Below are 7404 nucleotides of genomic sequence, written 5' to 3'. Positions count from 1 at the left end.
AGTGTGTTTGTCCTGTAACTAATTAATTGATTTATGTTGTATAAAAATTATGATCGACACGCAAAAATTTACCGATAACCATATATCCACGGAAATTTTTTTTAGTTTAGGTATTTAGCCTCGGAAATGAAAATATTTCCTAATTCATACTTTTTTGTTTCCTCGCGGGAATTTTCACAACAAATGCCGCGCAGAATAGTAATATATGAACAAGTTTATGCGACGCGCAATATGTTGCCTGTCAGGCAAGAAGCGGCTGGCTTAGGTAGCCCTCAGGCGCAGCCTGAGCTCCTTGTAGCCCTGGAACAGGCCGCAATCGACGAGAATGTTGCTCGCGCCGGAACTCAGGAGGTATTTGGAAGCGGTGACAGTTCCAGTCGCACCGAGAAATTTGAGCTTCACGATACCTTTCTAGAGTAAAAAGTGGACTATGAATCAGCTGAGCATTCAGGCTAAATACTTGACTCACATCAAAACAGACGAGGAGCAGCCGGGAGAAGGCCAGAAATGACGCATAAGCCAAAAAGTAATAAGGAATGGTGTTTCTTTGGCGTGCCAATGCGGCCAGCGGCGCGAAAGCCATCGAACTGCAAAAGAAGGGCATGGACTTGCTCTCGTGCAGCATCGCGAAAGCGCATGAAGTGGAACGCAAAACGCTCCATTTGATCAAGAATGTGGCTGCTTCCACCGACAAACTGGTACAGGCCAATCCATGGCGCTCGGCGGCAGGGTCGGGTTTGCTGGGCGCAGGCATCGGACTGGTGCTGGGCATTGCCCGCGCGCGCGACTGGCGACTAGTGTCGTGCTATGGGGCTGCCGCGACCCGATTGCGCCCCGTGTTCTTGGCGCGATACATGGCGCCATCGGCGTCATTCAACAAGGCGCTCCAATGTGCATGCTGCTCCGTCAGCATTGCAACGCCGAAGCTGGCCGTGAAGCGCAGTGTGCCTTGCGGCGTGGCGACGGCGAGCTGCTCAATGTCTCCGCGCATGCGCTCGGCACAGCGAATGGCATCGGCCATACGCGTCTCGGGAATGATGGCAACGAACTCTTCGCCCCCGATGCGGCCGAAATGGTCGATCGAGCGCAAGGTGCCGACGCAGGTACTGGCCAGCTGGCGGATCACTTCGTCACCGACCGCGTGCCCAAACTCATCGTTGATACGCTTGAAGTGATCGATGTCGAGCATGGCCACCGCGAGCGGGCGCCCGTGCCGGCGGGCCAGCACGATGTCGCGCTCGGCCAGTTCGGTCAGGAAGGCCTTGTTGCAGGCACCAGTCATGCTATCGTGACGCGAACTGTACAGCAGCGCTTTCTCTGATAAGAATGCACGCTGGCGAAACACGCGGATCGCGAGCATGAGGGTGGCCGCCATGATCAGCGAAAAGATATACAAGATCACGTTGTTGATGAAACCGAACGCAGTCAGCGTCGCGGCGCTCATCACGAAGAACATCAACGAGGGCAGGGCCACGATGGCTGCAAAGGTGGACAGCCGGATCGCGATCAGGGACACGGTGAACAAGCAGCCGGTGACGCCGGCCAGACCGTACAGCAAGCCGTTTGGCAGCATCGATGCGGCGAGGATGATGGCGCCGGCATGGGTGATATAGATAAAACCGCAACGTTGCAACGGCGTTCAGCGCAAGGGCGTGGTCACATAGGCACTAGCGCCAAGACCGACCAGAGCGAGCCGCATCAGGAAAGTGTTGACGAGCTCGCCTGGATCGACGAGGTAGTCCCATACCGCAAAAAACAGGATGGACAAGCCAAAGCATGGCCCCAGCACCGGCAACATCAGCGTCACCGCGGCATTGTGCTGGGCCGAAAAAACAGTCTCGTCCTCGAGCGGCAGCGACCACTCCTCACCAAACCTGCGCTCCATCGTGGGCTCCCGGTCTACGCATGACGCGTTATTCATCATTTATGAAGAGTAGCAATATATTCACTGCGCGTGGGGCCGGTGCCGATATCCGGAATGCGCGCATTTCGGGTGAAAACCCGGTCCGCCACGCAATCCGGCCAAACAGGGCGAGGCAACGATCGACGATACGCGGCCGCCAGTGTGCGCCGACGATGCCGGGGATGCCCGTGTCCAGCAGCCCACTTGCGGCGAGTCCGGCCGGCGTTGAGCCGGCGGAACGGCCGCGAGGGCGGGCGGCCGGTGGGTGGATTATCAGTGCGCCTGGCTCCCCGCCTGTTCCCCGAAGCGCGGAAAGAAAGCCGGCGTGCGTGCACGGTAGCTTCGGTAGTCGTCACCGTGCTGCGCGAGCGCCCACTGTTCTTCGGTTCAAGTGGTCTGGCAAGGTTCATGGCGTTCTCGATAGATCAGGATACGAAGCGGCCCGAAAATGCGGGCGGGTAAGATTCGATCACCAGCATCGTCGCCGGTTCCTGCGCCGGTCCGGCCGCGCCAGCGCAACGATTACGCGGCGCCCTTGCCGATCACCGAGGCGATGATCTCGTCGTGGCGCTCGTTGTCGGTCTTGTGCAGATATGCTGCCGTGGTGGCGATGTTCGCGTGCCCGGCCGTGTCCTGCAGGGTTTTCAGCTGCACGCCGTTGTTGGCATGGTTGGTCAGCATGCTGTGGCGCAGCCAGTGCGGCGAGGCCTGCCGCAATACGGCGGCCGTTTCGATATCGCCCTGGGCGGCGGCGGCCGATGCGGCGGCGCCGAACACGGCTTTCAGGGCTTGCGCAGCGGCTTCGTCCGTGATGCGCACGCGCTCAAGGCTGCGGCTCGATAACACCAGCGGCGTGCTATCACCCCGATGTGTCTGCGGCAGCAAACCGAACGCATGGCGGTAGTCGCGAAAGGCCGCCAGCATGTCCGGCGGGACCGGCAAGCGCCTTGGCTTGTTACCCTTGCCCATCACGTCGAGCCACCAGCGCGCGTTCCCTTCGGTATAAATCGCCCCCATGCTCGCGCTGACGATTTCGTTCAGGCGCGCCCCGGTATGCGTAAACGCCACCAGCAGGAAGCGGTCCCGTTCGCGCTGCTTGAACGCCGACAAGGTCGTCGCAGCGCGCGCGCTGACGCTAGCCAGCGCCAGGGCAATGGCATGCGGCGTCAGGTAGCGCGTGATACGGCTGGCGCCCGGCGCCTTGACGTTCTTGACCAGCCGGGCCGGATTGCGCCGCATGTAGCCGGTTTGTTCGGCGAACGCCAGCAAACCCTTGACGGCGATCATCGCCTGGCGCCGGCTGGCGTCCGACAGCGGCCCCGTAAACGGGCGGTAGCGCGGATCGCTGCGCGGCCACTTGGTCGTCGCCACCCAGTCGGGCGGTGGATTCTTCAGGAATTCCTTGTACAGGTTCAAGTCCGCCACGCTGAGCTGGTGAAACGACCTGCCTGCTTCCTCGCGGCACCAGGTGAGGAAACGAAACAGTTCCTTTTGCGTGTTGGCGATCGATTTTTCGCTCAATTCCCCGTGCGCGATGAATTCGCGCGCGATTTCGCTATCGGTGCTGGCGTTGGTGATGGCGTCGTCGGCCACGTGAAAAATGCCGATGTCCGGGCGCTTGGTGTCGCTGGGCACCGGACCGCTGCGCGGCACCGGTTCCAGATTGATCGGCGTGAATTTGTGCATGCGGGAAACTTTGAATACTGTGTTAACGTACAGTATAGCATCAGCATCGGCGTGACGCTGCCCCTGGCGCCCCTCGCGTAAACACCATTCCCCCAGGCGTCGCGCGCTTCCAACACGCCAGCCCAAAAAACCGGCGGCGGCGCTGGTAAGGTTTCCAGATTGTCATCTGTGCATGTTATAAAGATGCAAACGGGATGCGGTGCAATCAAGAAATCGCACGATGACGGGGCTGCCGATGGCCTTGCCAAACCAAGAGAAGAAACATGCGGGCCGGTCGATCTGGCCGCATCACGTTAATGAAGTCCGAAAACTACGAGGTCAACATGAGGTATTTCACATCGGGCGCGCGCCACCACGGGGCGACGCCGGGGCAATTGCGCAAGCTGTCGGCCCAGGGGCTTCCCCTGGCCCTGACACTGCTGCTGGCCGCCTGCGGCGGCAATGGCGGCGGTGAGTCCACCCCGGCCGCCCAGGGCAGCATGAGCGGCACGTCGCGCCTGGTCGCCGGCGCCGAAGCGGCGGCGCAAGCCGCGCTCACGCCGCTCAGTGCCCGCGCCAGTTCGGCCGAACGGCCCGACCTGTCCGGCATGGCCGCCATCGATCACAATGACAGCACCCGCTGGGGCAGCGGTTTTTCCGACGGCGAATCGCTCACGCTCGACTTCGGCAAGTCCGAACTCATCAGCCGCGTGCGGATCGACTGGGAAAACGCCCACGCCATCCACTACTTGCTGCAAGTGTCCGACGATAACACCAGCTGGACCACCATCCGCACGGTGGACAACAGCCAGGGCGGCACCGAGGACATCACCGGCTTGCATGGCAAGGGCCGCTATCTGCGCATGCAGGGCGTCAAGCGTTCGACCCAGTACGGCTACTCGATCTTCCAGATCCAGGCCTTTTCCGGTACGCCGGTGACCTCGAACCCGGTACCGGTCCCGGTGCCCGGACCAGGCGAACCCGGCCAGCCTGGCGTGGCCATCAAACCGGTCGCGGCCAGCTCGTCGGCATTGGAAAACCAGGCCATGTCGGCGGCCATGACGATCGACGGCAAACCGGCGACCCGCTGGGCCAGCAAGCCCGAAGATGGCGCCTGGATCGAGTTCGATTTCGGCGTCAAGACTCAGGTCGGCTACATGAAGCTGCTTTGGGAAAACGCCTACGGCAAACAATACGAATTGCGCGTTTCCGACGATGGCCAGCAATGGACCCAGGTGCGCAACGTCAGCAATGGCCAGGGCGGCACCGAGGAATTTTTCAACCTCGGCATCAATGCCCGCTTCATCCGCCTGCAGGGCGCGGCGCGCGCCACCCAATACGGCTATTCCCTGTTCGAGGTGGAATTCAAGACCCCCGGCAGCGACAATACCGTGCCCGCGTCCGTCACCTCGGCGCACCCGTTTCCCGCCAATGGCAGCGCCCTCACCCCACTGCCGGCCTCGGCCGAACCGCTGGAAACGCTGCAATTCACCCTGCCCGATGGCACCCTGGTCACCCGCTTCGGCGCGCGCGGCCTGGCCCGCCACGGCCGCGAGCGCGGCGAGGACTGGAACGAGATCGGCTACGGCCCCAACGAAACGGTTGACCCGGCCACCGGCCTGGCGCTCGACAAAGGCCCGGGCAATTACCTCACCTTCGTGCCGCAATACTTCAAGAACCGCACCTGGGGCGTCGAAATCATCGACAACAGCCGCGTGGCCGGCGTGACCAAGCCGCAGCTGATCGTCAACCAGTACACCCAGACCGACTTCCTGTCCGGCGGCATCGCCTTCTTCCGCGCCTTCGACCGGCCCGGCGTGACCGGCTACGGCTGGATGAATCCCGGCGAACTGGTCGACCGCAGCGTGGCCCAATGCGGGCCTATCCCCTACCCTGCCAACGGCAAGCTGAGCAAAGCCAACGGGATCAACGGCGCCTGCACCCTGCTGGTCAAGGGCTACCCGGGACATGGCGGCATCGATGCCAACGGCATGCCGAACAACACCAACGTGCCTGGGCGGGCGCTGGTGGCCGGCGACATCATCGAAGTATCGCCCTCGTTCTTCTCGACCAGGGAAGCCATGGCCGCGAAGGGCGACACCGGCGGCATCCGCTATTACTCCTACGAGTGGGTGTACGTGGTCGGCGCCGGCCTGAAACCGTGGTACGGCGTGCAGCCGCGCCTGAATTCGGTGCCGCTGCCGGAAGAGACCTTGTCCGGCGGCCAGGGATCGATCTCGTACAACTACACCGACAACGGCCTGTTCATGTTCCAGCAGCCGCACAATAACGTGGGCATGCAGAACATGCAGCGTTTCGTCGAGGGCCGGCGCCTGGTGCACACCAGCTTCCTGACGGGCGAGCATAACGAGCCGGGCAACGACCGCCATGCGCCCGCCGTGGGCCTGCAAGGGCAGCGCTATAACCAGTCTGCCTGCATCGCCTGCCACGTCAACAATGGCCGCAGCCCGGCGCCGTCAGCGCTCAACCAGCGGCTCGACAGCATGTCGGTGCGGGTCGCATCGACCAGCCCGGCCGGCCAGCAAGTGCCGCACCCCTTGTACGGCACGGCGGTCCAGATGAATGCTGTCTCGGCGACGGGCAGCGCGCAGAACTGGGGTACCAGCGTGCGCGTGGCGGGCTTCGACACGCGCGCGGTGAAGCTGGCCGATGGCACCACGGTTGAGCTGCGCAAACCCACGCTCGGCTTTGAAGGTCCGGTGCCGGACGCTTACTCGCTGCGCGCGGCCCAGCCGATGATCGGCACCGGCTTGCTGGAGGCTGTTCCGGAAGCGGACATCCTGGCGCGCGCCGCCCAGCCGCTTGATGCCGACGGCGTCAAGGGCACGGCCAACTTCGTGTTCGATCCGGAAAGCGGTGCGGTGCGCCTCGGCCGCTTCGGCTGGAAGGCCTCGAAAGCGACGCTGCGCCACCAGAGTGCCGACGCGCTGCTGCTCGACATGTCGGTCACCTCGCCGCTCTATCCGAACCGCAGCTGCGGCGCCAATCCGGCCGGCTGCGCAGCGGGCGGTACGCAACAGGGCATTCTTGATGCCGATCTCAAGTCCATCGCGCAGTACCTGGCACTGGTCGGCGTGCCGGCGCAACGCAGCGTCGCCAGCGGCTTTCCGAAAGGCGTGGCACCACTCGACGAGCACCGCGTCGACGCGCAGCAGGTCAGCGCAGGCAGCAAGCTGTTCCAGGGAATGCGCTGCTCCGCCTGCCATACGGTGCAGATGAAGACCGGTTCCGGCCACCTGTTCGCCGAGCTGCGCAACCAGACCATCCGTCCGTACACCGACATGCTGCTGCATGACATGGGTGCCGGGCTGGCCGACAAGTTTGCCGAAGGCCAGGCGAAAGGCAATATGTGGCGCACCGCGCCGTTGTGGGGCATCGGCTACACCGACATGGTCATGGGCAAGAACGCCAAAGCCGGCTACCTGCACGATGGCCGCGCGCGTAATCTGACCGAGGCGATCCTGTGGCATGGCGGCCAGGCCGAGCGCGCGCGCCAGCGTTTTGAAAACCTCCCGGCGCAAGAGCGGGCAGCGCTGCTGGCCTTCCTCAAGTCGCTGTAATTTTTTTGCACGCGCGCGTATGAACGGGCGCCTGATAGCATGTCTACCCGGCGCCGGTTTCACGGCAAGCGGCGGCGCCAGCCGCTTCCTGGCACAGCCGGAATCGGCTATACTGTAGTTTGGGTGTCCACACAGTCGTGTGGCAGGTTTTGCGATGGTCGGGCCGCCACGCGGCTGATTGACGACCAATGCCCCCATCTTCCCTCCCGTTCCCGTTTTTCCGCACACCTGAGCGCTGCATCCGTGCGCCCCGCC

At 62.8% G+C, this 7404-nt stretch carries 5 protein-coding genes; 1 reads left to right on the top strand and 4 read right to left on the bottom strand.

Annotated elements, in window-relative coordinates; all coding sequences use genetic code 11:
• Positions 1–241 precede the first annotated feature (241 nt).
• The 4 genes from F2P44_RS35545 to F2P44_RS15955 form a co-directional block, all read right to left on the bottom strand.
• Entirely contained in the window at positions 242–754 is a 513-nt protein-coding gene (locus F2P44_RS35545; RefSeq protein WP_167088079.1) for a hypothetical protein, read from the bottom strand.
• Positions 755–805: 51 nt separating this feature from the next.
• Entirely contained in the window at positions 806–1633 is an 828-nt protein-coding gene (locus F2P44_RS15965) for a GGDEF domain-containing protein (RefSeq protein ID WP_167088078.1), read from the bottom strand.
• 6 nt (positions 1634–1639) lie between these two features.
• Positions 1640–1885: a hypothetical protein gene (locus F2P44_RS15960; RefSeq protein ID WP_167088076.1), complete on the bottom strand. Its 246-nt coding sequence runs from the start codon at positions 1883–1885 to the stop codon at positions 1640–1642.
• Between the two features lie 540 nt (positions 1886–2425).
• Positions 2426–3589 (bottom strand): tyrosine-type recombinase/integrase, encoded by a 1164-nt coding sequence (locus tag F2P44_RS15955; RefSeq protein ID WP_167088074.1) that lies wholly within the window; start codon positions 3587–3589, stop codon positions 2426–2428.
• A gap of 323 nt (positions 3590–3912) precedes the next feature.
• On the opposite strand from F2P44_RS15955, the gene F2P44_RS15950 reads away from it, so the two are divergent.
• The gene (locus F2P44_RS15950) at positions 3913–7149 is read left to right on the top strand and encodes a di-heme oxidoredictase family protein (RefSeq protein WP_167088072.1); all 3237 of its coding nucleotides are present in this window, start codon (positions 3913–3915) and stop codon (positions 7147–7149) included.
• The last annotated feature ends 255 nt before the right edge of the window (positions 7150–7404 follow it).

This window comes from Massilia frigida (assembly GCF_011682175.1).
GTDB lineage: Bacteria > Pseudomonadota > Gammaproteobacteria > Burkholderiales > Burkholderiaceae_D > Telluria_A > Telluria_A frigida.
This window is presented reverse-complemented; position numbering and strand designations above follow the sequence as displayed.